Annotated in this window: 2 protein-coding genes; both read right to left on the bottom strand. The window is 70.5% G+C overall.

Annotated elements, in window-relative coordinates; genetic code table 11:
- The coding region (locus AC1DU6_RS32640) for a DUF2339 domain-containing protein (RefSeq protein ID WP_477862405.1) at nt 1-847 on the bottom strand (847 nt) is incomplete at its 3' end.
- 5 nt (nt 848-852) lie between these two features.
- The coding region (locus AC1DU6_RS32645; RefSeq protein ID WP_477862407.1) for a DUF1330 domain-containing protein at nt 853-1,019 on the bottom strand (167 nt) is incomplete at its 5' end.

Below are 1,019 nucleotides of genomic sequence, written 5' to 3' on the forward strand. Positions count from 1 at the left end.
GCTTGAACCAGGCGACCAGCGCCACACCCAGGCCGAGCACGAAGTCATAGCCCAGCAGCATGGCGATGGCGCCGCCGCCGGTGGACAGCAGCAGCGGTGTGGCATAGCCGCCCAGGGCGGCGACGACGGCCAGCGCCTGCGCATCCTGCTTGACGGCCAACAGTGCGGCCAGCAACGAGACGGTGAGCATCAGCGCGAACACCAGGGCCAGCGGCTCCAGGCCGGCCAGCTTCACGGCGGCAAACAGCGTCAGGTAGACAACGGCCACGCCGCCGCCTTGCAGCAGCAGACCGTAGGCCCGCGTGCGCAGCCGCAGCCGCCAGCCGACGACCAGCAACGCGACACCGGTGGCGCCGATGCCAGCCAGGCGCACTTCCAGTGGCACCGTGACGTTCTCTGCCGCAAAGCGGGCGAGGAAGACGAGGCCGAGGAAGAGCATCGCCAGCCCGACCTTGACGATGGTGTTGGCCGCAGCGAGGCGCTGGGCCCAGACGGGCATGGGGATGGGACGGCGCGGGACGGGCGCCGAGGCCGGTGGTTGGGGTGCCGGCCTGGGCGGCGGCGGTGCAGCAACCGGCGTCGCGACGGTAGGTGGCAACGGCGCGACAACCGCTTCGGTCCGCTGAGGCACGGCCACAGGGGGCGTTGAAGCGGGTGGTTGAGCGGGCAGCGGCGCCGGCGCCGGTCCGCGGGCTGTGAGCTGCTTTTCCAGGTCGGCGATGCGCCGCCCCTGTTGCATCTGCTGCCAGCCCAGCCAGCCCACCGCGGCGCCGAGAAACGCGCCGATCAAACTCTCCGAGGCGAAGCCGCCGAACAGAGCGCCCAGCAGCAATGCAACGACGGCCACGGGGCTCAAACGCCTTCGATCAACACCATGCGCATGACGGCGATGCCCTCGCGGGCCTCACGCGCCACACCGTACTCGGGCGAGTCATAGAAAGCCTGTGCGGCTTCCGGCGTGGGGAACTTCAGCAGCACGACACGCTCGGGTGTCCAGTCGCCTTCGAGCACCGTGGTCT

The sequence above is a fragment of the Roseateles sp. P5_B10 genome (assembly GCF_056400485.1).